This is a genomic window from Haloferax sp. Atlit-12N, from assembly GCF_003383095.1.
In the GTDB taxonomy this organism is placed as follows: domain Archaea; phylum Halobacteriota; class Halobacteria; order Halobacteriales; family Haloferacaceae; genus Haloferax.
The window spans coordinates 260566-282638 of record NZ_PSYW01000004.1 but is presented as its reverse complement, the minus strand read 5'-3'; the positions used below and the strand labels follow the sequence as shown (position 1 = coordinate 282638).

Sequence of the window (22073 nt, the reverse complement as noted above, 5' to 3'; positions counted from 1 at the left end):
TCCCCTTATTATATAGCAGATAAACGGCGTGAACCGTCGAAAACCGGCTGTTTCGGGGCGTCAGTCACGGTCCGAGAACGAGCGGCGAAACGCGGGGACGTGCGGCTAGTCGACGGCCGCTACTCGACGGCCGCGAGAACCCGTTCGACGATGATGTCCGTCGCGTCGACGTTCTCTTCGAGAAGCGCCCGCCGACGCGCCTCCCAGTCGATGTCGTCCGACTGGAGGATATCGACCGCTCGGTTCGCGGCGCGTTCGTTCCGGTGTTCGCCGTGGTACCCGAACAGCAGGTCGAACGAGGCGAGGTCGCGCATGAGCCCGGGGTTCGCGCTGTGGACGTAGACGGTCGGCGTCCCGAGCACGGCGCTCTCGGAGGCCATCGTCCCGCTCTCGCCGATAAAGAGGTCGGCGTACGCGAGCACGTGGTGAATGAGGTGCGGGTCGATGGTGATGGCGTAGTCTGCTAACTCAGGCGGAAGTGAATCGCCCTCCGCGGAGATGAGTACCGATGCGCCCGCGTCTTCGAGGCGACCGACTAACTCGGTGAGACCGTCGAGACCCTCGTCACCGATGTCGTGCGCCGCGCCCCAACTGACCAACCGGACGACGGCGTACGTGTCGTCGGCGTCGACCGGCAGGCCGTCGAGCGCCGACGGGTCGGGGTCGAATCGGTCGGGGTGTAGGTACGCGAGTTCGTGGTAACTCGGGTACCGGTGGTGGTTCGAACCGGCGTCGTCGCGGTAGCATTTCGGGGTGGCGACCTCGTCGGCGAAGGGAAACGTCAGCGCGTTCGAGAGCGTCGCGTGCTCCGTGTCGGTGAAGACGACGCACTCGGCCCCGACGAGTTTCGCGACGTGTGCGGCCTCGAACCCCCCGATGGAGGCGACGACGTCCGGGTCGATGTCCCGCGCGGCGCGAAACAGGCGATACTCGATACCGAGCGTCGACAGCGCGACGCCGGGAAGCGAATCGCCGCGGGAGCCGACGACCTCGTAGTCGATGTCGTACTCGTCGAGGAGGTCCACGGCGACGTCCTTGTCGAGGGCGCGAACGTGGACCTCGTGGCCGCGAGCCTCGAACTCGTCGATGGCGTGCTTGAAGAAGTGAACGTGCGCGGGGTGCTGAATCGTGATGAGGATGTCCATCGGCGGTATCTCAGAGTTGCGCGTAGTGGAAGCCGCGCTCGCCGGCCTCGTCGGCGTCGAACGCGTCGGCCACGTCTATCATGACCGGGTCGGACCCGAGCGCGGCGGCCATCTCGTCGAGGTCGTAGTCGGTGAACTCCTCGTGGCCGGTCGCCACGACGACGCCGTCATACGCCTCGAAGTTGACCGACTCGACCACCTCGATGTCGAAGACTTCCCGCGATTCGTCGGGGTCGGCGTGGGGGTCGTAGCCGACGCAGTCGACGTGGAACTCGTCGAGTTTCTCTATCATCGTGCTCACGTCCGAGCTTCGGATGTCACCGACGCCCGGCTTGTAGGCGAGTCCGAGGACGAGCAGTCGCGTGTCCTGGAGGACGCGCCCCGACTCGTTGATAGTCTTGACCGCCTTGCGGGCGGCGTGAACCGGGACGTACTCGTTGATTTCGCGCGCCTGCAACACGAGTTTCGGCGAGAAGCCCTCGCGCTTGGAGCGGTAGGTGAGGTAGAACGGGTCGACGGGGATGCAGTGGCCGCCGACGAAGCCTGGGGAGTAGCCGTCGTGGAAGTTCCACTTCGTTCCCGCGGCTTCGAGCACGTCCTTGGTCGTCAGGCCCATGTGGTCGCACGCGATGGCCAGTTCGTTGACGAGCGCGATGTTCATGTCGCGCTGGACGTTCTCGATGACTTTCGACGCCTCCGCCGTCTCGATGTCGGGCGCGCGGTGGATACCGGCGTCGACGATGCTCCCGTAGAGGTCGGCGAGACGCTCGCGGACCGCTTCCGAGTTGGCACCGACCACCTTGACCACGTCCTTCACGCTCCGCCCGGTGTCGCCGGGCGACGCGCGCTCGGGCGAGTAGCCGACGAAAATGTCCTCACCCACGGCGAACCCGGACTCGGATTCGAGCGCGGGGACGAGAACGGACTCGGTCGCGCCGGGGTAGACGGTCGATTCGAGGACGACGGTCGTCCCCAGGGAGACGTGCTGGCCGATGGTCTCGGCGGCCGATTCGACGAACTGGAGGTCGGGGTTCTCCATGCTATCGACCGGCGTGGGGACCGTCACGATGACGAAGTCCGCGTCCGAGATGTGCGTCGCGTCCGTCGTGAACAGCACGTCGGAGGCGGCGACGCCCTCGTCCGTCACGTCCCCGGTGGGGTCGGTCCCCGCCGAGAGCGTCGAGACCTTGTCGGGGTCGACGTCGTAGCCGATGACCGACTTCCCGGCGCGGTCGAACTCGATGGCCAGCGGCAGGCCGACGTAGCCGAGGCCGACGACGCAGACGGTGTCAGTCATGGAGTCCGATTCCCTCGTAGTCGACGCGGTCGTGGTCGCGGTACTCCGTGGCTGCCTGCCGCCCGTCGACGAAGACGACCGGGCGGTCGTCGTCGGCGAAGGCGGGAACGTCGAGGTGGTCGAACGACTCGTGGGCCGTCACGAGGACGACGGCGTCCGGTGACAGGTCGTCACTCGTCACGCCGCGCATGACCGTCGCGCCCGCCTCCTCGAAGACGGCGGTGTCGTCGAGGATGGGGTCGGTCGCGACCACGTCCGCGCCCGCTTCGTCGAGATGTTCGACCACGGGGAGCGCCGGTGTCTTGCGAATCTCTTCGACGCCGGCGCGATAGGTGAGACCGAGGACGAGAACGGTCGCGTCCTCGGGGTCGATGCCTCGCGCCGCCAGTCGGTCGAGCGCCGTCTGCGCGGTGACGTGCGGCATCTCGTCGTTGACGGCGCGAGCCGTCTCCATGAGCGGCGACCCCGTCTCGAACTCGTTGATGAGGAACTGCGGGTAGTACGGGATACAGTGGCCGCCGACGCCCGCGCCGGGCGTGTGAATCTCGCAGAACGGTTGGGTGTTGGCCACGTCGATGGCCTCGGTCACGTCGATTTCGAACTCGTCGGCGTGGGTCGCAAGCTCGTTGGCGAGCGCGATGTTCACGTCGCGGTAGACGCCCTCGAACACCTTGACCGCCTCCGCGGTCGTCGTGTCCGAGACGGTGATGACCTCGTTCGACGAAATCAGGTCGTAGACGAGCGACGCGGCACGGGTACTCTCGTCGTCGGCGCCGCCGACGACCTTCGGGTACGCCCCGCGGATGTCCTTCAGCGCGCGCCCGGACGAGGTCCGCTCGGGGCAGAACGCGAGGCCGAACTCGCCGAGCGAGAGGCCGCTTTCGGATTCGAGAAGCGGCAGGAGTGCGTCGCGACAGGAGCGCGGCGGGAGCGTCGATTCGAAGACGACGAGGTCGCCCTCGTCGAGGCCCTTCCCGATGTCTCGTGCGACCGCCTCGATGACCGAGAGGTCCGGCCGGCCCGCCTCGTCGACGAGCGTCGGGACGATGACCACGTGAATGCTCGCCTCGTCGGCGACCTCGCGCGGTTCCGTGTTCGCGACGAGCGCGCCGTCCTCGACGAGTTCTTCGACGAGTTCGTCGAGTCCGGGTTCGCCGACGATGTGGTTGCGGCCGGCGTTAATCTCGCGGACGACGTCGGTGTCGATGTCCGCGCCGGTGACGTTACCGGTGGTCTCGGCGTAGACGGAGGCGAGGGGAAGTCCCATCTTGCCGAGGCCGTAGACGCCGACCGGCACGTCGCCGGACGTGAGCGCAGCTATCTGTTCGTCTTCGGGGCGCTCAGAGCCGTAGATAGTCGTGACTGAAGATTGTGTGCTCATATGGAGTTCGCTCCCTGAAGCTTCGCCGGGAGTGGGCGGTGTTCGGCGGGCGTTCCGACCGCGAGCGTCTCCGGCGGAACGTCCTCGGTGACGGTCGCGCCGGCGGCGACGAACGCGTTCTCGCCGACGGTCACGTCGGGGAGGATGGTCGCGTTCCCGCCGACAGAGACGCCGTCTTCGAGCGTCGGACCGGTCATCTCGACGTCCTGCCGGACCGGATACGGGTCGTTCGTGAGCACCGCGCCCGGCCCGACGAACACGTCGTCGCCGATGTGCGTGTGGGTTGGAACGTAGACCCGAGTCTGGAGGCTCACGTTCGACCCGATGGTCGTGGTGCCGTCGATGACGGTGTTGGTTCCGACGACGACGTTGTCGCCGATTCGGGTGTCTTCGCGGACGAGCGCGTCGTGGCCGGTGACGAAGCCGTCGCCGATGGTCACGTCACTGTAGACGATAGTCCCCGAACGGATTCGGGCGTCGTCGCCGACTATCGTCTGCTGTGAGTCGTCGCCCGCGGGATAGCCGAGGGTGACGTCGTCGTCGATCTCGCAGCTAGAGCCCGTGACGTACAGGTTCATGTCTGAGCCGAATCGACGGTCGTCTCGTCCTCGTCGGAGAGCACCCCGTCGCCGTCCGACCGGAGGGTAGTTACGAGCACGAACAGTGCGGCGAGCGCCGCGAGGAGTTTGGTTTTGGTGCGCATGTGTTGGTCACGTCGCGGACAGTCGTGGCCCGCGATTCGAAACGGAAGTCACGCGAAGCGGCCATTATTATCGGGACGGTAAGCCCGCAGACGCCCGAAAACGGCGGGAAACGAGTCGTCCCGGCCGTGCGAACGCTCACCAATCAGCGTCGGAATTCCTCGATTTTTCGGAGCGTCACCCCCTGATCGCCGCCGTCGTCGCAGTCAACCATCCGCCCTTATCAGACCGCTAAGCCCCTCTTTCGACCGATTTCGAGCGTAAACGGTCGCGGCCATTTTTCAACACGGGCTGTCAAGGCGCGGGTAATGAAGTCGTCTACCCGTCGCTGGACACTCGACTTACTCCTCGTCGTCGCGGGGGGAATCGCCGCGCTCGCGGTGGTCATGCTCGACTTCTCCGGGTCCGTCATCCGGAGTCTGTTCGTCGTGCCGCTCATCGTCCTCTACCCGGGGTACGCGCTCCTCGCCGCGGTGTTCCCGGAACGGCGGTCGGACGTCGAGTCCGACACCATGAGCGACGAGTCGGCGCTGACGCGACCGACGCGTCACACCGCCGGACTGCTCTACTCCGTTCGTCTGGTCCTCTCGGCGGCGTGGAGTCTCGCGATCGTCGCCGCGGTCGCGCTCGTCACCAATCTCGTCGGGCAGGGGTTCGACGCGAACGTCGTCGCGCTCGGCGTGTTCGGCGCGACGATGCTGTTCACCGCCGTCGCCGTCGTTCGGCGCATGCTGCTCCCCCCGGACGCGCGAGCCGGTGCCCCGCCGCTCAGTACCGTCCTCGGGAGCGTCGCGTCGACCGCCGGTGCGGTCACGTCCCCGCTGTCCTCCGAGTCGCGGAGTTCGCCCGTCTCGCTCGCCGTCAACCTCCTCGTGGTCGTCAGCGTCGTCGCGTTTCTCAGCAGCGTCGGGTTCGCGATGGTCGAGACGCAGAACCCCGAGTCGGAGTTCACCGAAGCGTACCTCGTGACCCAAAACGGGTCGGGCTACGAGGCCAGCGGCTATCCCCAAGAACTCAGTCGGGGTGAGCCGGTCCCGGTGACGCTGGCGCTGGAGAACCACGAACGCGAGTCGACGACGTACACGGTCGTCACAGAGCTTCAGCGACTCGACAGAACGCCGAACGGGACACAGGTGGTCGAAGAGCGCGAACTCGACCGAACGCAAGCGTCGGTCGAGGACAACGAGACCGTCTACGTCCAACAGGACGTTCGACCGACGATGTCCGGTGAGTCGCTCCGGCTCGTCTATCACGTCTACAAAGGTGACGCTCCCGAGGACGCGGACCGCGAGAACTCGTATCGGACCGTTCAACTCGTCGTGTCGGTCGACGGCGGCGGCGGCGACACCACCGCAAAACTCGGTCGGCCGGGTTCGATCGGGGGGACCTCGGCCTGATGTGGCCGTGGGAGCATCTCGTCTTCGGCTACGTGCTGTACTCCCTCGCGAACCGCGCCGCATGGGAGACGCCTATCGGTGACGCGGCCGGCGTCACCCTCGCGGTGATGACGCAGGTTCCCGACCTCGTGGACAAGACGCTCTCGTGGACGTTCGGCGTCGTCACGACGGGGTACGGCCCGGCGCACTCGCTCCTCGTCGGCGCACCGCTCGTCGGGGTCCTCGCGGCGGCGCTGTGGACGCGGAACAGGGCGAAACTCGCGGTCGCCGCGGTCGCCGGGTACGGATCGCACCTCGTCGGCGACCTGCTCGCGCTCCGGGCGAACGGGCCGAACGTCGGCCGGCTGCTCTGGCCGCTCGCGCCGCAGGAGCCGTACTCGAACGACCTCGGCTTCGTCCAGCGGTTCACGGAGTACTTCCAGACGTTCCTCTATCAGATGCTGCGCCCCGAGAACACGGGGCTCGTCGTCGGTTACGCGGCCGTCTTCGGGATGGTCGTTCTGCTGTGGGTGCTCGACGGAACGCCGGGGCTTCGGTGGGCTCGCCGTGCCGCCGGCCTGCGCCGCTGATTCGCGGCCCATCTTGTAACGGATAACGGAAATATAATTTGACAAAAGCAACCCTGCTTAACAGTTGCATCCCTAATCGTCGACATGGGCGGATATTCTGTTTGAATAATACGATAAACGCTAAAAATACTCATTAGACAGAGGCAGAGACGTTCTCTCGATGCGGAATCAAGGCGCAGAAGAGCGCAGGAGGACAGTCTCTCGGAGACAGGTACTGAAGGGCATCGGCGGGGCGGCCGCTGCCGTTTCGTTCGCTGGGACGGCATCAGCCGACGACGACTGGTACAACGTCGTCGACGAGGGGGCCGACCCGACCGGCGAGGAATCTATCAATCCGGTTTTAGACGATATCCAGTGCGACGACGGGACGGTTCTGTATTTCCCGGAGGGTGAGTATCTCATGGACGACTCGTTCCGTCACGTCGATTTCCGCGGGTTCGAACTGCGGGGAGATAACGCGACTATCGTCCCGGCCGCCGACTACGACGGCAGGTGGCTGTTCAAGTTAGGGACGTTCGACCAACCGGGGGAAGACCTCGTCGTCGAAGGCTTCGAGTTCGACTTCACCGCCGACGACACGGGGCTTCGCGTCGTCCAAGCGCAGGTCAGAGACGACCTCCTCGCGCGGGACCTCTCCGTCGTCGGTCAGCACGACAGCGGGAAGTACGGCCCGTTCGCGTTCGACGTCACCAGTTCGTCGGGCATCGGAACGCTCCAGAACATCAGGATTCCCGACGGCGGCGAGTTCTCGGACAACACGCCGGGCGACATCGACGTGGGTCCCACGGGAATCATCGTGTCGCCGTACCACGACGGCAAGCTTTGGGTCCGCGACTGCAGGGTCGGCGCGTGGCCCGACAACGGCCTCTACTGTTCGACCGAGGGCGGCCGCGTCGTCGTCGACGGCGGCGTGTTCAAGAACAGTAACATCGCCAACATCCGGCTCTCGGGCGATTACAGCTCGATTCACGGCGCGACCGTCATCGTGGACGAACGCCGCACCGACGACACGAACCAGCGGGGCATCCGACTCGACGGCGGTGCGTACAACTGGATAGACGACACCGTCGTCCGAATCGACGAGCCGAACGGGCGCGCCATCAGCGTCCAGAACGACGTCGAATGGGCGCGGATTCAGAACTCGAGCGTCATCGTCAACGGAGACGTGCCGACGAAAGCCGTCACCGTATCGTCGGGCGCCGGGAAAGTCGACATTCTCAACACGGACATCGAGTTCAACACCAGCGGCCACGCGCTCGTCGTGGGCGGACCGAGCAGCGCCGACGCGGACCCGGTCTACATTCTCAAGTCGAGCGTCGGCGGGACCGGCGACGGGTCGAGCGGCCGGCACGCGGTCCGCCTCGAACGAGGGAACTGCACGCTCGACCGCTTCGACGTCGAGCAGACCGGCGGCGACTATCGACGCGCAGTTAAGGTACTCGGCGACGGCAGCACGTTCGTCTGGGGCGACTACGACACGGGCCACATCCCGCTGGTCAACGACGCCGACGGGACGACGTTCCGCGGCATCACCGCCGAATCGCACGACGGCTACGAAGGAATGAAAGTCATCGACGGGTCGAGCGGCGTCGAAGTCACCGAGTCGGTGATTCACAACGGCGTCTGGGAGTACGGCGACGTCGACGTCGCGTACGACGGAAACTGGTTCTGAGCCACGACGGGTCGGCCCCGAGTCGTCACCGCGGCGCGTCACGGCGGGCGCGGCCACCGTCTCACCGCTCACTCGGTCGGAGTCACGGCGACAGCGTCGCCTCGATGAGTCGCGAGATGGCCCGACGAATCCGCTGTGAGACGCCCGACTTGGAGATGCCGAGGATGGTCGCGAGTTCACCCTGCGAGGACCGCCGCGGGACCTCGAAATAACCGTGTTCGTGGGCGACGAGAAGCGCTTCGCGCTGTCCCGGGAGCAGCGCCGTCTCGGAGCCAACGTCGGTTTCGCGGGCGACGTGGAGGCGCTTTACCCGGAACGAGATATCGTTGTCGTGGTAGTGTTCTTGGACGCGGTGCAGCGTCGAGTGAGCGGGGAGGTGCATCTGGATGGACCACCTGCCGTCTTCGTGTCGAACGGAGATGACCCGAACGCCCATCTCCGTCGAGGACGGGGGAATCAGGCGGACGCCGCTCCCGAAGAGGACGCGAAACCGGTGGTCGGAGCCGACGGAACCGAGGAAATCCGCCTCTATCACGGTTGGGTCGACGACGAGGGACGCCCCGACTGAATCGACGGAACCCTGTTCGACGACGACGAACGCGCAGTCCCAGCCGAATCCCTCGGTCGGTTGAAATTCGAGTTCGACCGGCCCCCGGTGTCCCGCGACGAACGACGAGAGAATCAGCCTCGGGTCCTCGAGCGTTATCTCCAAGTATATCGGTCGAGCGTCGTCCCCCCTTCGGTCCTCGTGCATCGCCTGTTGTTCGAGAATCGGTACGGGTTATTATGCGGGTGATAAGCGTCTGTGGCCGCGTCTCCGCGGGTTCACTCCCGTACCTGTCGGCGGGCTGTGAGCAACTACGATGCCCATAATAACGACACCGAGACGTCCACAGTTCGGTAGGACTCCGACTACAATGTACAAAGACAACTCAATCGCCGTCGTCGTGCCGGCCTACAACGAAGCGGGCTACGTCGGGGACGTCATCGACACCCTCCCCTCGTTCGTCGACCTGGCCTACGTCGTCGACGACGGGTCGACAGACGGGACGTGGGACGAAATCGTGACGCACGCCGACGCGTTCAACGCGGACCACACCCCCGAAGCGACGGCGTACGACGACGTGGTCGTCCCGATTCAACACGAGGAGAACCGCGGCGTCGGCGGCGCGCTCAAGACGGGCTACCTCCACGCGCTCGAAGACGAAGTCGATATCACGGCCGTCCTCGGCGGCGACGGGCAGATGAACCCCAACGAGCTGGCGAAGTACCTCGACCCCATCGCGGAGGGCGACGCCGACTACGCGAAGGGCAACCGATTCATGGAGCAGTCGGACCTCGACGCCATGCCGGGCTATCGACTCGTCGGCAACTCCATCCTCTCGTACCTGACGAAGTTCGCCAGCGGCTACTGGAAGACGATGGACCCGCAAAACGGCTACACCGCGATTTCCCACGAGGCGTTGAAGCAGGCCGACATCGAGAACATGTACGAGTACTACGGCTACTGCAACGACCTGCTCGTCAAACTCAACGCCGAGAACCTCCGCGTCGCAGACATCGCCTGCTCCGCGGAGTACCTGTACGACGACGACTGGAAGAGCCACATCAACTACAGCGAGTACGTCCCCCGCGTCTCGGGTATGCTGCTCCGGAACTACTTCTGGCGGCTGAAAAACAAGTACATGCTCCGCGACTTCCACCCGCTCGCGGCGTTCTACTACCTCGGAACCGTCATCGCGGGCGTCGCGGCCATCGGTCTCATCGGCTCGGGGCTGACGGGTGGCGGTGACAGCGACGGCGACTCACCCAGCCTCGGCAGCTGGGCAATCGGTCTCCTCTTCGGTATCACGTTCCTGCTTTTCGGCACGGTCCTCGACCACAACGACAACGAAGCGCTCGAAATCCGGGTCGACGACGACACCTACGAGACGGAGGTTCCGAGCGAGTAACCCGAGTCGAATCGGGGGCCGTACGCCGCCGAAATTCGCAGACATACTTAAAGGCTGAACATGTGAAGCCGGGAACGTTCGTGAGTATACGACGTTCTCGGTTGTATGAGATTCACGCACTCTGACGATACCGACGCAAATGACCCCCGGGGCCCGAAGCTCACGCGGCGCTCGTATCTCCTCGGAGCCGTCGGCACCCTCGCGGTCGGAAGCTACCTGTCGCACCCCATCGACAGCGTCGAGGCGAACACGATGAGCGTCGACGTTCCGCAGGCGTACCTCGACCGGTTCTCGAACGTCGTCAACGTCGTCGACGCGGGGGCCGACCCGAAGGGCGTCGAACCCATCGACGACGTGCTCTCGCGGCACGTCGCGGACGACACGCTCCTCGTCTTCCCGGAGGGTCGATACCTGATGCACAGGCAACTCCGAAAGACCGGATTCGAGAACCTCGGGTTCTACGGGCCGAACGCGACGCTCACGCACGGCCGAATCGATGCCATCGACAGCAACGTCGTCACCGAGGGCGAGTTCACCGGCGCGGCCCGGTTCTTCCGGCTCGGCGTCATCTACGCCCCCGGCAAGGACCTCCTGTTCGAGGGGTTCACATTCGACTTCACCGCCCCGCAGACCGGGATTCGGGCCATCGAGGCCTACGTCACGGACGGCCTCGAAGTCCGCGACATCACCATCGCGGGCGAACACGACACCGGGACCCTCGGTCCGGCGCTGTTCAGCGTGACCACCGCCGGCGGGACCGGCACCGTCGAACGGTTCAGCGCACCCGACGGCGCGGCGTTCACGAAAGACACCATCGGCGACATCAACCTCGGCCCCACCGGGATACTCATCGACCCGAACAGCGCGGGGACGCTCCGCTTCGTCGACTGCGAACTCGGTCGGTTCCCGGACAACGGGCTGTACGTCTCGGGTTCGAAGGGCGTCGTCCACGTCGAGGGCGGGACGTACAAGAACAGCACCGTCTCCTCGATTCGGCTCAAGGGGTACGGCAGCAGCGTCCGCGGCACGACGGTCGTCATCGACGAACTCGTCCCCGGCATCAGCCAGCGGGGTATCCGCCTCGACGACGGGGCTGACCTCCGCATCGAAGACACCACCATCGAGGTCACCGGCTCCGCGGAGAACGCCATTCGCATCCTCGACGACGCGCAGACCTCGGTCATCAAGAACTGCAGCATCGTCCTCAACGACGACGAGGGCTGTGCGCGCGGCATTCAGGTGACTCCCGGAGCGGGTCGCCTCGAAGTCCTCGACACGACCATCGACATCCACGGGTCGAACTTCGCCATCTACCTTCAGGGACAAAACCTTCCGGAGGACCCGATGGTGCTCGTCAAGAACGTCACCATCACCGGTTCGGCACCCGGCGACGGCCAGCGAGAGGCGATTCGCGTCGAGCGCGCGAACGCCCGGTTCGAGAACCTGACCGTCCACCAACCCGGCGAGAGCTACCGGCGCTGTGCCGAGATTCTCGCGGACGACGCCCTGTTCGTCGGCGGGACCTACGAGGCGACGCACCACCCCTTCATCAACAAGGGCAACCGGACGCGCTTCGACGGCATCACCGCGCGGTCCCTCAGCGGGCGACAAGCCATGAAGCTGTACTCGCAGGGGACCGACGTGGTCGTCATGGACTCGGTGCTCTACGGCGGCTACATCGACGGCGGCGCGGAGGGGTTCGTCGTCGACAACACCGAACTGCCACCCGTCTGAAACGAACGGACCTTACCGACCCGATAATCATGGGGGTCGGTACGCAACTGCGGGTAACGCATGGACCACGACCGATTGGCCGATAAGGACCTCCTCGTCGTCTCACACGGCTACAAGCACTTCGTCAAGTCACAGGTCGACGTGCTCGCGGAGTACTTCGATTCCGTCACCGTCTGCGTCAGGTACAACTGGTTCGCCGACGTGGCGTCTCGCCTCCCCGTGGGCGGCGGCGAGGGGTTCGGAAAAGACGCCAAAATCGCCACGACGGACGTGCCCGACAACGTACACGTCATCGAGACCCCGCTTATGTACCTCCCGGTCGACGCGCAGCGCGAGCACCTCCTCGGACAGCAACACGCCCGGAAAGTCCGCAAGAAACTGGCGGACCATCCCGTCTCGTTCGACCTGATTCACTGCCACATGACGTGGACCTCCGGGTACGTCGGCGCGCGTCTGAAAGAGGAACTCGGCATCCCGTACGTCCTCACCGTCCACGCCAATCGCAACTGGTTCCAAACACAGCTCGACTCCGACAACGCCCGGCTGAAGCGAGCGTGGACCGACGCCGACCGACTCGTTCGCGTCAACCGGCGCGACCGCTCGAAACTGGAGACCTACAACGACGACGTGGTCCACATCCCCAACGGCTACGACACCGACGTGTTCGAGCGCGTCTCCACCACCGCGGCCCGTGAGCGACTCGGCATCAACGACGACACGCCCGTCGTGTTTGCGCTCGGGACGCTGAAACCGCGGAAGGGCTTCCAACACCTGATGCGAGCGATGACGCGAGTCCGCGACTCCGAACCCGAGGCGCGACTCGTCATCGGCGGGCAGGGCGGCATGCGCGACGAACTCGAATCGCTCGCCGCGGAACTCGGTATCGACGACCGGACCGACCTGCTCGGCTACGTCGAGTCGGAGACGCTCAACGACTGGATGAACGCGGCCGACGTGTTCGTCCTCCCGAGCTACAGCGAGAGCTTCGGCGTCGTCCAACTGGAGGCGATGGCCTGCGGGACGCCCGTCGTCGCGACGAAGAACGGCGGAAGCGAAGAGGTCGTCACGAGCGACGACTACGGCTTCCTCGTCGAGGGGCCGGAGTCGCACGACGAACTCGCCGACGCCGTCGTCGATGCCCTCCACAAGCGGTGGGACGCGGACGCGATTCAGGCGTACGCGAACGAGTGCACGTGGGAGAACGTCTGCGAGGACATCGCCGACCTCTACGTCGAGGTCCTCGGCGAAAACGGAACACAGACCGTCGCGGCCGCGCGGTAACTGCCGGAGAACAGCGGACAACGGCCTGTCCTCTCTTCCTTCCATCTCGACCGCCAGCGACACGCGGTGACGAACGCAGTCGGCTGTTTCGATTCGGCGACGCGCGCTGTCGAACCGCGGGTCAAGTTCGCTGCAGCGTGGTCGTCCCTTCGGGGACCGACGTCCAGCACCGGTTTCGGGGATTTTCGGACGAGACGAGCGGCGTTTCCGAACACATCGGTCTGTACGCGAGGCGGTAGACGAACCCGTCGTGACGAACGTAGAAACCGGACGGAATCGATAGCTCGTGCTCCGTGCGGTCGTAGTACGGGAGCGTCTCCAGCGCGTCCGCGACTGACCGGTACTCGCTTCTATCCAATCGGAAGTCCATCACTCCGCGAGCCTCGTCTTGCGTCACACGGTCGAGCGCTCGCTGGAGCAACGGTTCGTCGGAGAGACGCTCGTCGGAGGACGGAACGACATTTGAGGGTTCGGACGACGACACGGACATCACGGTGAGGACCCCGCCATCGACGCCGGCGAGATTGAGACAGCCACTTAGCGCGGATACGGAACCGAGACCCAGCGCCGCGAGGAGTTCCCGTCGGTTCACGCTAAGGGAACCAATCTGTTAGTATATTATCATTCTGGTTCCCAAATCGCGCCGGACGGGGGACGCGCCGAGTTCGACAGAGTTCTCGAAAAGTGGCCGGTGACTGAGGCCGCCAACAGAAGCAAGCGACGCGAGAGAGACGGGACAGCGTCGTTAGACCGCGTTTCGACCGGCAAGCGCCACGATTCCCACGAACAGAACCGAGTGGAACCACGGTGACCCGCCGAGCGGAGACGACTGCAAATCGAACCACTCGACCGCCGAAAGGGGTTGTGCCATCAGGAGCGTCGACCCGCTGTCGGTCGTGTTCGACGTCGTCGTGGTCTCGGTCGTTGTCGTCGCGGTATCGGTCGTGGACGTGTCCGTCGTTGCGGTGTCGGTGTCGGTGGAAGTCGTCGTGTCGGTCGTCGTATCCGTGGTCGTCGTCTCGGTCGTGGTTGTGTCCGTCGTTGTCGTCGTCGTGTCTGTGGTCGTCGTATCCGTGCTCGTTGTCTCGGTCGTGGTTGTATTCGTCGCTGTCGTCGTTGTATCTGTGGTCGTCGTGTCGGTGGTCGTTGTCGTGGCCGTATCGGTCGTGGTCGTCGTCTCAGACGTTGTCGTGGTCGCCGTGTCCGTCGTCGTCGGTGACGAGGTGGTCGTCGCCGTCGTCGTGTTGTCCGACGGCGTCTCCGTCGCTGTCGAGGTCGAGGTAGTCGTCGGCGATGAGGTGGTCGTCGAAGTGGTGGTTGCCGTCGAGGTGGTCGTCGTGTTGTTCGACGGTGTCTCTGTCGCCGTCGTCGTGTCGTTCGTCGGCGTCTCCGTCGCTGTCGGCGAGGAGGTGGTCGTCTGGTCGTCGCCATCACCGCTGTCGTCATCGTCGTCATCGTCGTCGTCACCACCCCAGAACCACCCGCCACCGTCGTCCGACTCGGTCGTCGTCGTGTTCGACGGCGGACTGGTCGTGTTCGTCGCTGTCGCCGTCGCCGTGTCGGTCGTCCCCGTGGTCGTCTCGGTTGCCGGCGTCGTCGTCACCGGCGTATCGGTCGTCGGCATCGGCGTGTCGGTGACCGGGGTGGTGTTGTTCACCTGCGGCACCGGCGAGTCGCCGTCGACCGAGGGAGCGATGCCGACGCTGGGGACGCCGACGGCGAGCGCGACGCCGGAGAGCGAAAGCAGGACACCGGCGACGAGCAGGACGCGTTGCAGCGTGTTTTTGTGCCGGTCGGCCCAGGGTTCGTTGCCCCACGCGGGGGTCCCGGCGGTGCCGCTACCGCCGCCGCGGCGGGCGCGAATCGCTGTGGCGCGGGAACCGACTGGGTCGGGAAGCGAACTCAGCAGGTCCAGCGCCTCGTCGGCGTCCACGGCCCCGACCACGAACGCCACCGTCACGAAGACGAGGAGGCCGATAGTCGGGACGACGACCAACGCGAGGAGACTGCTCTCGATGGTCATCGAGAGCAGGAAGATGGGGACTCCGGAGATGAACCCCGTCGCGAGCACTCGCACGAGTCGAGCGTCGGAAAAGGGCTTGAACCCGAGGTAGCGCGCGCTAGCGAGGTTGAACACCGGGAGCGAGGAGTAGCCGATAGTCGTCGCCACGGCGGCCCCGAGAATGCCGTGACGCGGGATGAGAATCACGTTCAAGATGATGTTCAGAACCGCCGCGGCTCCGGTCGCCGCGATGAGGGGTTTCATGTCAGCCTTCGCGTGGCTGATGGCGAGGATAGGGCGAACGACCGCGAAGCCGATGGTCCCCGGGAGCAGGATGAGAAGCGGCGTGACGACGGGCATCGACCCGGAACCGAGGTACAGCGGGACGAAGTCCTTCGCGAGCGCCGCCAGCCCGAGCGACAGGAGGACGATGACGAGCATCCCGTAGCGGGTGACTCGGGAGGCGATTTCGTTTATCTGGTCGATTCGTTCGTCCGCCCACAGGTCCGAGACGGACTGCACGAGCATCGACTGAATCGACCGGGGGATGACCCAGAGGAACTGGCTGATGACCAGCGCGGACTTGTAGTAGCCGACGCGCGTCTCCGTGACGTGGGACGCCAGCATCAGCACGTCGACGTGGTACATCGACGTGAGAAACAGCATGTAGACCACCGAGAGGTGGTTGAAACTGAACAGTTCTTTCGTCGGAAAGCCGCGCGGCGTCGTGCTGAAGACGCCGCGAAGCGAGATGTTCTTGCGGACCCACCACAGCGCGAGGAGCGCGACGAGGCTGTTGACGACGATGAGGCCGATCATCAGCCCCCCGATTTCGTATCCGAGGTAAGCGATGCCGATGAGGGCGAGTCTGGTCCCGACCTTGTTGAACACTCGAAGCGGCTCCGAGAGGTGTTCCTGTTTGAGCCCCATCAGGGACCGGCGGGCGTACTCGCGGAACTGCGTCGCGATGGTGAGTCCGGCGAGGCCGTAGAAGCCGACGACGTACTCGGGGCCGAGGAACCGGGTGACGACGCCGAACCGCGCGGCGGCGGCGAACGCGAGCGCGGTCAGCACCGCGAGGACCGTCCCGAGGCGGAAGTAGTAGCCGAACACGTGGGTCTGCCAGTCCGAAATCGAGCGGTCTTCGGCGAGGAACTTCCGGGCACCGCTGTTGATGCCGGAACTCATCAAGATAGTCGAGATGCCGAAGACCGCGGTGAGCGTACCGTAGCGACCGTACAGCTCGAACCCGAGCGTCGTGATGAGAAGCGGCGTGAGCACCACCGAGGACAGCACGATGAAGATTCGTCCCCCGAAGATGGAGAGGAACGCGGTGACCATGTTCCGCTTCATTCACACCACCCGTCCGCGCCGCTCTCGTCGGGGCTCCGCGCCGGCGCGACGCGCGGGGACGAACGGCGTATCGGTCGCAGACCGCCTGCTGTTCGGTGATTCGTGTACATAAATAAGCGAACGCGGAAGATTAGTCAGAAGACGATATCTCGATAGAGACCGAGTCGCCGTTTTTGAGGTAGTAGTCGGTCGGGTCGACGGCCTCGCCGTTCACGGTGACGTTCGCAGTCGCGTTGTCACCGTCGTACGCGTAGGTCGTTCCGTCGTAGGTGACGCTCTCGTCGGTCATGTTGATGCCATCGAGTGTCGACATGCCGTAGGCGAGCGTGACGTGCGCTGAGTGCGCGTGCCACGGATTCGCGTGACCGCCTTCGAAGTGGAAGTGGTCGTTGTGACCCGCCTGCTGGTACTTGTCGCGGCTGAAGTCGAGCTGTTCACCGTCGACGGTGAAGTCGATAGTTCCGTGGACGTGGAGCTGTTCCGGCGGGATGTACTCGCCGGGGGTGGTGACGTTCGAGTCGTCGGTCACGACGAGCACCCACACTTTGTCGTCCGATTCGAGCGTGTACGATTCGGGGTCGACCTCGTGGCTGTCCACGCGGTAGATGAGTTTCGTGCCGTTTTCGGACTCCTCGTACGTCTCGCCGTCGTAGGTCAGCGACGACTCGGTGGCGTTGACGTCGGCCGCGTCGAGCGCCGCCGCGAGCGTCGTGCTCTCGTTTGTGTGCCAGGAGTCGACATCGCTCATGTGAATCGGCGCGTCCTCGTCGAGGTCCTCCGTGAGGCTCACGCGCTCGCCGGCGACCATAACGGCCATCTGACCGGTGTACGCCGCGTCGACGGACGACTCGTTACTGGTGTTCGTCGTCGAGTCGTGGCTGTGTGAGTCGTGGTCGTGGTCGGTGTCGGAGTCAGAGTCAGAGTCCGACGACTCGTTCGTCGCGTCGTCCGAAGCCGCCGTGTCGTTGGCGGTCGTCTCAACGTCAGAAGTCGTCATCTCCGTCGTTTCGGCGGTTTCGTTCGCCGCGGCAGTGTCTCCTGCGTCGCCGCCAGCGAATGACGAACAACCGGCTGTCGTCATCAAGAGCGCGACGAGGAGGGCGATACTCGCACGTTTCAGTGTATTGGATGGGATTTCCATCTCGAACTCGAACGAGACATCACGGCCACCCACCGTTATTATCGACTACGTAGCGGCGGCTTATCGGGCGGATAATTAGTATGAGCGGGGGCGGGTCTACACCCATCGTGATACGCCTCGACACCCGCGGAGGTCGGTCGAATGAACAGTGACGTGCTCGTCACGCTCGGACTGGCTCTCGTGTGTCTGTTCGTCGTCGGTTCGGCGGCCGGTTCGCTCGAATCGGCCGTCGATTCCTCGCCGAGCGAGGCGATAGATCTTGACTACTCCTCGCTTCCGCTCGACAAGGGCGACGCCAACGACATCAAACGCGAGTACCAGACGCTGACAGACGACCCGAGTCAGCAGGAACACAGCGGTCAACAGACGAAGCAGTCGGACCGGTCGAGCGCGAGCGGTCCTGACGACGGGGACAGCGACGACACGTCCGACAGTTCGGACTCCGAGCAGAATCAAGCGGGAGGCTCGAAAGAGACGCCGGGCGAACAGGACCCGCTGGAGAGCCTCATCGAAACCCTGCTCGCGCTCCTCTCGCGCCTCGTCGAACTGCTCGTCGGAGTCATCGCGGTGGTCGCCCTCGTGCTCGTCGCTCGGTATCGAGACCGCATCGCGGCGCGACTGTCGCCGATGATCCCCCACTTCCGCGGGGACGAGTCTCCGGTGGAAGAACGCACCGAAGGCGGGTTCGATGCGCCGCCCGAACCGCAGAACGAGGTCACCGAAGCGTGGTACGAGATGGTCGAGCGCCTCCGACTCGACGACCGACAGTTGCTCACGCCGCGAGAGCGGGCGGCCATCGCCCGCGAGAACGGAGCCGACGCGAACTCGGTGTGGTCGCTCACCGAGTTGTTCGAGGAGGTCAAATACGGCGGCGCGCCGGTGACTGAAGATCGACGCCGGCGCGCGCGGGAGTGTCTCGAACGACTCGGGTCATCCGGGGGGCGAGACCAGTCGTGAACCGCCGAAAGCTACTGTTCGGACTGCTCGGACTCGGCTGTCTCGCCGCCGGAACGGTCGTGCAGGGTGTTGGTTCCCGAGCGACGGCGCTCGTCTCCGAGGCGGGCGGTGACTACGTCCTCGTGGCCGCGCTCTCGGGAGTCGCGCTGCTCGCGGCGCTCCCGGTCGTCGTCTCCGGTCGAGAGAGCGAACTGCAACAGGTCGAAACACCGGATCCGGAGGTCCCCGTCCGGGTCCCGCCAGCGGGCCGCGAGTTCGACGAGACGGTTCGGGGATGGGACTATCGGACGCCAGTCCTCGGCGACAGCACCCGACAGCGAGTGAAAACGCGGCTTCGGAAGGCGGCCGTCGAGGCGGTGATGCGCGAGCGGAACTGCGGTCGGAGCCGCGCGCGTCGGCTCGTTCGACGCGGCGAGTGGACCGACGACGCGGAGGCGGCGTCGTTCCTCGGAAGCCCGAGCCGGTCGACGCTCGCCACCGCAGTCAGCGCGCTTCCGCGGCGACGGACACCCGCGGAGTTCCGCGCCCGGCGCACCGCCGAGGCCATCTACGCGGTCAGTGGGGGGACGGGACGGTGACGACGCCACGACAGACGAACCGCTGGCGGGGCGTCGTCGCCGTCTCGCTCGTCGTCGCGGCCGCCGGGTTACTGGCGAAGCGGCAGGAACTCCTCTTGCTCTCGACGGTCGGCGTCGTCTTCGCGGCGTACCACCGAGCCGTCCCGATGCCGACGCCGAATCTGTCCCTCGACCGCCGGGTCGACACCGCCTCACCGGCGAGCGGCGACGAGGTCGAAATCGAAGTCGCGGTGACGAACGAGGGCGACGAGACGCTGTACGACTGCCGAGTCGTCGACGGGGTCCCGCCGGCGCTCTCCGTCACGGACGGCCCGGCGAGGCGCGGAATGGTGCTTCGCCCCGGCGAGACGCGGACGTTCTCGTACGCCGTCGAAGCCGAACGCGGGCGGCACGCGTTCGACGACGCGACCGCCATCGTCCGCGACCCCAGCGGTGACAGGGAGGTCGAACTCGACGTTCGCGCCGCGGACGAGACGGAACTCGACTGCACGACCGAGATTACGAAGCCGCCGCGTCGGTCACAGACGCTCGACACCGTCGGCAGCGTCGCCGCGAGCGGGACGGGCTCGGGCATCGAGTTCCAACAGACGCGGTCGTACCGCCGCGGCGACCCGGTCAGCCAAATTGACTGGAAGCGGTACGCCTCGTCGGGTGAGTTGACGACCGTCGACTTCAGGGAAGAGCAAGCGGCGTCAATCCTCGTCCTCGTCGACGCGCGGGCGGTCGCGTACAGGGGGTCGCCCGGAGAGACGCACGCCGTCGACGCCGGGGTGTCCGCCGCGGCGCAGTTGACGACCTCCCTACTGAAAGGCCGGAATCACGTCGGCCTCGCGGCGCTCTCGGCCGAAGACTGCTTCCGAGCGCCGGGCGCGGGACGGGAACACCGACTTCGGTTACGGAAACTGCTTTCGGGGCACTCGGCGTTCGCCGCGACGCCGACGGACACGGACAACTCGGTCGACGAACAGGTCGAATCGTACCTCGGACGGCTCGGCGAACAGACGCAGATTCTCTTCGTTTCGCCCGTCTGTGACGACGCCGCCGTCGAGGTGGCGCGCCGGTTCGACGGGCACGGGCACGCGGTCACGGTCGTCTCGCCGGACGCGACGGGGAACGAGACGCCCGGCGAGCGCTTGGCGGTCGCAGAGCGCCGGAACCGACTGCGGGCGCTCCGGCAGGTCGATATCCCCGTCATCGAGTGGTCGCTCGACGACCCGCTCGCGCTCGCAATCGACGCACAGCGGAGGGTTCGAACGTGAACGGAGAAATCACCAGACGACCGACCCGACTCAGCGCGGCGCTGTCGTTGCTCGCCGCCGCGCTGGCCGTCTCGCTCGTGAACACCGACGCGGCGACCGGGACGTTCGTCGCCGTGGCCGGCCTCGTCGTCGCTATCGAGGGCGCACATCGGTTCCGAACTGAACAGCGACTGCTCGGGACTGCCGGACTGCTCGTCGGCGGCCTCGTCGGGGTGGGCGGTGCGGGCCTCGCCGTCTCGAGCGCCACCGGCCAGTCACAGCTCATCGAGGTCGGACTCGGGCTCTTCGGCGTGGTCTGTCTCGGCCTCGGCGTGCTCCCCCTCCGTGGGTCCGGGTCGCGCGGACTGAGCAAACTCGGTTGTGCGTCGGTCCTCTTGGCTATCGTCGGCGGCGGACTGTTCCAGACGGCCGGGGCCGTGGCGTTACTCCTCGCGTGTGCGGCGCTCATCGTCTCGTGGGACGCCGCGGAGAACTCGATAGCGGTGGGCGAACAACTCGGCCGTGAGGCGAAGACGTGGACCGTCGAGGCGGCCCATTTCGGCGGAACCGCGCTCGTCGGGGGCGTCGCAGTCGGTGCCGGACTCGTCGTCCGCGACCTCGGGACGCCCGGCCTGCCGCTTCACGCGGTCGCGTTCATGCTCGTCGCCTTGGTCTTCCTCACGCTCGCTCTGCACGACTGACCGTCGGGACGGAGACGTCGGCGAGCACGTCGTCGACGAGTTGGCTCCGCTCGACGTTGTCGACCGTCGCCTCGGCGGTCGGGACGATTCGGTGGGCGACCGTCGCGTGGACGACGGCTTTCACGTCGTCCGGAATGACGAAGCTCCGGCCGTGGACGGCGGCCGTCGCGCGGACGACCTCGAACAGTCGCTGACAGCCGCGGGGCGAGACGCCGACCGCGATTCGGGGGTTCTCCCGCGTCGCGCGGACGATATCGACGATGTACTGTTTTATCTCGTCGTCGACGCGGACCGTCTCCGGGACGCGCTGCATCTCGCGGACGAGGTCCGTCGAGAGGACCCGGGAGACCGTCGGCGTGGGCTCGTCGCGCGCGTCGCGGCGGTCGAGCAGTTCCAGTTCGCCCGCCTCGTCGGGATATCCGAGGCTGTCTTTGACGAGAAACCGGTCCTTCTGCGCTTCGGGCAGGGGAAAGGTCCCTTCGCCCTGTTCGACCGGGTTCTGGGTTGCGATGACGAAAAACGGGTCCGGGAGCGGGTGCGTCTCGCCGTCGACGGTCACCTGCCCCTCGGCCATCGCTTCGAGGAGCGCGGCCTGCGTCTTCGGCGAGGCGCGGTTGATTTCGTCGGCGAGGACGACGTTTGCGAACAGCGGGCCCTCGCTGAACTCGAACGACCGGTCTCGCTCGTCGAACACGTACGTCCCGGTCACGTCGGCGGGGAGGAGGTCCGGTGTGAACTGGATTCGACTAAACGAGAGGCCGAGCGCGGTGGCGAAGCTCTGCGCGGTCAGCGTCTTTCCCGTGCCGGGCACGTCTTCGAGGAGAACGTGTCCCTGCGAGAGCACGCCCGTGAGGATGCGCCGAAGGACGGCTCGGTCCACGACGACCGACCGACCGATTTCGTCGAGAACGCGCGTGCTGTGGTCGTGGAGTTGGCTGATGTCCATACCCCGGAGTCAGTCCAGCCGGGCATTA

20 protein-coding genes are annotated in these 22073 nt (G+C 65.7%); 10 read left to right on the top strand and 10 right to left on the bottom strand.

What is annotated here, in order from left to right:
* Positions 1 to 119: 119 nt before the first annotated feature.
* Genes C5B90_RS17650 through C5B90_RS21240 form a run of 5 tightly spaced genes read right to left on the bottom strand, consistent with a single transcriptional unit; the run spans position 120 to position 4526 of the window.
* The gene (locus C5B90_RS17650; RefSeq protein WP_115883259.1) at positions 120 to 1145 is read right to left on the bottom strand and encodes a DUF354 domain-containing protein; all 1026 of its coding nucleotides are present in this window, start codon (positions 1143 to 1145) and stop codon (positions 120 to 122) included.
* Between the two features lie 10 nt (positions 1146 to 1155).
* Entirely contained in the window at positions 1156 to 2442 is a 1287-nt protein-coding gene (locus tag C5B90_RS17645; RefSeq protein ID WP_115883258.1) for a nucleotide sugar dehydrogenase, read from the bottom strand.
* Entirely contained in the window at positions 2435 to 3823 is a 1389-nt protein-coding gene (locus C5B90_RS17640) for a nucleotide sugar dehydrogenase (protein ID WP_115883257.1), read from the bottom strand. Before C5B90_RS17640 ends, C5B90_RS17645 begins: the two co-directional genes overlap by 8 nt.
* Positions 3820 to 4401 (bottom strand): acyltransferase, encoded by a 582-nt coding sequence (locus C5B90_RS17635; RefSeq protein WP_115883256.1) that lies wholly within the window; start codon positions 4399 to 4401, stop codon positions 3820 to 3822. The genes C5B90_RS17640 and C5B90_RS17635 overlap by 4 nt, the downstream gene beginning before the upstream one ends.
* Positions 4398 to 4526 carry a hypothetical protein gene (locus tag C5B90_RS21240; protein WP_255566837.1) on the bottom strand — a complete coding sequence of 43 codons (129 nt, stop codon included), beginning with the start codon at positions 4524 to 4526 and terminating at the stop codon, positions 4398 to 4400. Before C5B90_RS21240 ends, C5B90_RS17635 begins: the two co-directional genes overlap by 4 nt.
* Before the next feature lie 306 nt (positions 4527 to 4832).
* Here C5B90_RS21240 and C5B90_RS17630 point away from each other — a divergent pair, with 306 nt between their 5' ends.
* From C5B90_RS17630 to C5B90_RS17620, 3 genes are all read left to right on the top strand, one after another.
* On the top strand, positions 4833 to 5921 hold the full coding sequence (locus C5B90_RS17630; RefSeq protein WP_115883255.1) for a DUF1616 domain-containing protein: 1089 nt from the start codon (positions 4833 to 4835) through the stop codon (positions 5919 to 5921).
* Positions 5921 to 6490, top strand: a complete 570-nt coding sequence (locus tag C5B90_RS17625) for a metal-dependent hydrolase (protein ID WP_115883254.1) — start codon at positions 5921 to 5923, stop codon at positions 6488 to 6490. The genes C5B90_RS17630 and C5B90_RS17625 overlap by 1 nt, the downstream gene beginning before the upstream one ends.
* 160 nt (positions 6491 to 6650) lie before the next feature.
* A complete protein-coding gene (locus C5B90_RS17620; RefSeq protein WP_115883253.1) occupies positions 6651 to 8162 on the top strand; it encodes a twin-arginine translocation signal domain-containing protein in 1512 nt (503 codons plus the stop codon).
* Between the two features lie 82 nt (positions 8163 to 8244).
* Here the strand turns inward: C5B90_RS17620 and C5B90_RS17615 are convergent, their stop codons facing one another.
* The gene (locus C5B90_RS17615; RefSeq protein ID WP_233512109.1) at positions 8245 to 8874 is read right to left on the bottom strand and encodes a helix-turn-helix domain-containing protein; all 630 of its coding nucleotides are present in this window, start codon (positions 8872 to 8874) and stop codon (positions 8245 to 8247) included.
* A 205-nt stretch (positions 8875 to 9079) separates the two neighbouring features.
* Between C5B90_RS17615 and C5B90_RS17610 the strand changes: the two genes are divergently transcribed.
* From C5B90_RS17610 to C5B90_RS17600, 3 genes are all read left to right on the top strand, one after another.
* A complete protein-coding gene (locus C5B90_RS17610) occupies positions 9080 to 10114 on the top strand; it encodes a glycosyltransferase family 2 protein (RefSeq protein ID WP_115883251.1) in 1035 nt (344 codons plus the stop codon).
* A 105-nt stretch (positions 10115 to 10219) separates the two neighbouring features.
* The gene (locus C5B90_RS17605; RefSeq protein WP_115883250.1) at positions 10220 to 11848 is read left to right on the top strand and encodes a right-handed parallel beta-helix repeat-containing protein; all 1629 of its coding nucleotides are present in this window, start codon (positions 10220 to 10222) and stop codon (positions 11846 to 11848) included.
* Between the two features lie 60 nt (positions 11849 to 11908).
* A complete protein-coding gene (locus C5B90_RS17600; protein ID WP_115883249.1) occupies positions 11909 to 13129 on the top strand; it encodes a glycosyltransferase in 1221 nt (406 codons plus the stop codon).
* A 121-nt stretch (positions 13130 to 13250) separates the two neighbouring features.
* Here the strand turns inward: C5B90_RS17600 and C5B90_RS17595 are convergent, their stop codons facing one another.
* From C5B90_RS17595 to C5B90_RS17585, 3 genes are all read right to left on the bottom strand, one after another.
* A complete protein-coding gene (locus C5B90_RS17595; RefSeq protein WP_233512107.1) occupies positions 13251 to 13721 on the bottom strand; it encodes a hypothetical protein in 471 nt (156 codons plus the stop codon).
* 153 nt (positions 13722 to 13874) lie between these two features.
* On the bottom strand, positions 13875 to 16484 hold the full coding sequence (locus tag C5B90_RS17590; RefSeq protein WP_199517541.1) for an oligosaccharide flippase family protein: 2610 nt from the start codon (positions 16482 to 16484) through the stop codon (positions 13875 to 13877).
* Positions 16485 to 16614: 130 nt separating this feature from the next.
* Complete coding sequence (locus C5B90_RS17585) at positions 16615 to 17625, bottom strand: hypothetical protein (RefSeq protein WP_115883295.1); 1011 nt, start codon at positions 17623 to 17625, stop codon at positions 16615 to 16617.
* A 141-nt stretch (positions 17626 to 17766) separates the two neighbouring features.
* Here C5B90_RS17585 and C5B90_RS17580 point away from each other — a divergent pair, with 141 nt between their 5' ends.
* Genes C5B90_RS17580 through C5B90_RS17565 form a run of 4 tightly spaced genes read left to right on the top strand, consistent with a single transcriptional unit; the run spans position 17767 to position 21099 of the window.
* The gene (locus C5B90_RS17580; protein WP_115883248.1) at positions 17767 to 18582 is read left to right on the top strand and encodes a DUF4129 domain-containing protein; all 816 of its coding nucleotides are present in this window, start codon (positions 17767 to 17769) and stop codon (positions 18580 to 18582) included.
* Positions 18579 to 19160, top strand: coding sequence for a hypothetical protein (locus C5B90_RS17575; RefSeq protein ID WP_115883247.1), 582 nt, complete (start codon positions 18579 to 18581; stop codon positions 19158 to 19160). The genes C5B90_RS17580 and C5B90_RS17575 overlap by 4 nt, the downstream gene beginning before the upstream one ends.
* On the top strand, positions 19157 to 20419 hold the full coding sequence (locus C5B90_RS17570) for a DUF58 domain-containing protein (protein WP_115883246.1): 1263 nt from the start codon (positions 19157 to 19159) through the stop codon (positions 20417 to 20419). Before C5B90_RS17575 ends, C5B90_RS17570 begins: the two co-directional genes overlap by 4 nt.
* Positions 20416 to 21099 (top strand): hypothetical protein, encoded by a 684-nt coding sequence (locus tag C5B90_RS17565; protein WP_115883245.1) that lies wholly within the window; start codon positions 20416 to 20418, stop codon positions 21097 to 21099. The genes C5B90_RS17570 and C5B90_RS17565 overlap by 4 nt, the downstream gene beginning before the upstream one ends.
* Here C5B90_RS17565 and C5B90_RS17560 read toward each other — a convergent pair.
* The gene (locus C5B90_RS17560) at positions 21077 to 22045 is read right to left on the bottom strand and encodes a MoxR family ATPase (protein ID WP_115883244.1); all 969 of its coding nucleotides are present in this window, start codon (positions 22043 to 22045) and stop codon (positions 21077 to 21079) included. The two genes, C5B90_RS17565 and C5B90_RS17560, sit on opposite strands and share 23 nt — an antisense overlap.
* Between the last annotated feature and the right edge of the window lie 28 nt (positions 22046 to 22073).

Excerpts from the sequence above, each read along its gene's own strand:
- C5B90_RS17650 (WP_115883259.1), bottom strand. The coding sequence starts at position 1,145 with ATGGACATCCTCATCACGATTCAGCACCCCGCGCACGTTCACTTCTTC.
- C5B90_RS17645 (WP_115883258.1), bottom strand. The coding sequence starts at position 2,442 with ATGACTGACACCGTCTGCGTCGTCGGCCTCGGCTACGTCGGCCTGCCG.
- C5B90_RS17640 (WP_115883257.1), bottom strand. The coding sequence starts at position 3,823 with ATGAGCACACAATCTTCAGTCACGACTATCTACGGCTCTGAGCGCCCC.
- C5B90_RS17635 (WP_115883256.1), bottom strand. The coding sequence starts at position 4,401 with ATGAACCTGTACGTCACGGGCTCTAGCTGCGAGATCGACGACGACGTC.
- C5B90_RS21240 (WP_255566837.1), bottom strand. The coding sequence starts at position 4,526 with ATGCGCACCAAAACCAAACTCCTCGCGGCGCTCGCCGCACTGTTCGTG.
- C5B90_RS17630 (WP_115883255.1), top strand. The coding sequence starts at position 4,833 with ATGAAGTCGTCTACCCGTCGCTGGACACTCGACTTACTCCTCGTCGTC.
- C5B90_RS17625 (WP_115883254.1), top strand. The coding sequence starts at position 5,921 with ATGTGGCCGTGGGAGCATCTCGTCTTCGGCTACGTGCTGTACTCCCTC.
- C5B90_RS17620 (WP_115883253.1), top strand. The coding sequence starts at position 6,651 with ATGCGGAATCAAGGCGCAGAAGAGCGCAGGAGGACAGTCTCTCGGAGA.
- C5B90_RS17610 (WP_115883251.1), top strand. The coding sequence starts at position 9,080 with ATGTACAAAGACAACTCAATCGCCGTCGTCGTGCCGGCCTACAACGAA.
- C5B90_RS17605 (WP_115883250.1), top strand. The coding sequence starts at position 10,220 with ATGAGATTCACGCACTCTGACGATACCGACGCAAATGACCCCCGGGGC.
- C5B90_RS17600 (WP_115883249.1), top strand. The coding sequence starts at position 11,909 with ATGGACCACGACCGATTGGCCGATAAGGACCTCCTCGTCGTCTCACAC.
- C5B90_RS17590 (WP_199517541.1), bottom strand. The coding sequence starts at position 16,484 with ATGAAGCGGAACATGGTCACCGCGTTCCTCTCCATCTTCGGGGGACGA.
- C5B90_RS17585 (WP_115883295.1), bottom strand. The coding sequence starts at position 17,625 with ATGGAAATCCCATCCAATACACTGAAACGTGCGAGTATCGCCCTCCTC.
- C5B90_RS17580 (WP_115883248.1), top strand. The coding sequence starts at position 17,767 with ATGAACAGTGACGTGCTCGTCACGCTCGGACTGGCTCTCGTGTGTCTG.
- C5B90_RS17560 (WP_115883244.1), bottom strand. The coding sequence starts at position 22,045 with ATGGACATCAGCCAACTCCACGACCACAGCACGCGCGTTCTCGACGAA.